The following is a 1,495-nucleotide window of genomic DNA, read 5'->3' as shown; positions in this document are numbered from 1 at the left end:
CGTGGGCAGGCGTGCTGCCCACGGCACCGGCGTCAGCAGGCGCGCTTCTGCCCGGGCCGCCGCCGGCAGGCATCGCGCCGATCGGGCCGCCGGTCAGGGCGACCGTCGGGTGGTCACCGCCGCCCGTTCCCGTGGCCACGGCCGACAGGTCGTACCCGCACGCCCCGCAGAACAGGTCGGCGGGCTCCAGCGGGTCCCCGCAGCCGGGGCAGGTCGGGCCATCGGTCGACCGGTGCATCTGCGCCATCACTCACACCCACGTCCGGGGGCGGAAACGGTTGGCCCGCTCCACCAGTTCGATCCTCTCCTCGCCGCGCTGAGCGAGCCGGGCGAGTACCCGGTACGAGCGTTCCAGCCCGAAACGCAGGCCGCGCTCGTCCAGCGCGCTGCCGAGCAGCACGGCCGGGCCGGGGCGGCCCCCGGGACTACCGGAGAGTACCCAGTCCAGAGCCGTGCCCAGTACCTCCGTCGACAACTGTTCACGCCGCACCGCGTCCAGGCCGAACTGCTGGAGCGCGGAAACCTGCCGCGCCGCCGCCGACAGGTCGTCGATCAGCGCCGGTTCCGCGTCCGGGGCCCGGGCCGCGCCCTGGTCCGGTACGGCCACGTCACGCTCGCGCAGCCTGGCCCGTACCGCTGCCACGCGCGCCGCCGTGTAGTGGATCGACGCCTCGGGCACGGACTCCAGGGTCCGTACGGCCGAGGCCCGGTCACCGGCCGCCAACTGCACCCTGGCCAGGCCGAACGCGGCGCTGACGTAGCTCGGGTCGGTCGTCCAGACCAGGCGGTAGTACTCGGCGGCGTTGTCGAGCTGGCCGAGCACCTCGGCGCAGACCCCCAGCGCCAGCTTGGGCGCGGGCTCGCCGGGAAACGCGTCGTAGATGGCGTCGTACGCCAGCGCCGCGCTCTCGTGGTCGCCGGTGGCCAGGGCGAACAGGCCCCGGTACCAGACGACCCGCCAGTCGTCGGGGTGCTCCGCCTCCAGCGCGCGCAGCGCCTCACCGGCGGGGACCAGGTCGTTCATCTCCAGCCGGGCGCGCAGCTCGCGCAGCCGGCGCTCCACGGTGTCGGCCGGGGCCGACGCCAGCGCGGAAATGAGTTCGGCGGGGGCGGCGGCCATCAGGCTCGCCAGGAACCCCGCGTTCGGGTCGTTCGGGTCGACCCGGGGGACGGGCAGCGCGAGCGCGGTCGCGGGCGCGTCCATCGCCGCGAGTCGCGGGCCTGCGGGCACGGGACCCTCTCCGGGAACGGCCGGAGACACTGAACCGTGGTTTTGGCCGTGATTGTTGTCCTGGCCCGACAGGGCGGGACCCTGGCCTTGCCCCGGGAGCGAGCCGTGTCCTGACCCGTAGACCTGCCCCGTGCCGGGGACCGGCAGGGCTGGGCTGTGGCTGTGGGTGTGGGTCTGGCCCGGGGCCGAGCCGTGGCCCGCGCCGGGCGCCGGCCCGGTGGGCGGGGTGGAAGCCGGACCCGGGCCATAGGCCTGTGCCTGAGA

The 1,495-nt window shown here is 75.3% G+C and carries 1 protein-coding gene and 1 pseudogene; both read right to left on the bottom strand.

The window, feature by feature from the left end; all coding sequences use genetic code 11:
- Positions 1-247 (bottom strand): annotated as a pseudogene (locus tag GT042_RS39600) (hypothetical protein); the annotation flags it as partial.
- Between the two features lie 3 nt (positions 248-250).
- Positions 251-1,495: tetratricopeptide repeat protein (locus GT042_RS34475; protein ID WP_237531481.1), on the bottom strand; the 1,245-nt coding region annotated here is incomplete at its 5' end.

This window comes from Streptomyces sp. SID3212 (assembly GCF_009865405.1).
Classification (GTDB): Bacteria; Actinomycetota; Actinomycetes; order Streptomycetales; family Streptomycetaceae; genus Streptomyces.
The sequence above is the reverse complement of the archived record's forward strand: the minus strand, read 5'-3'. Positions and strand labels throughout refer to the sequence as shown.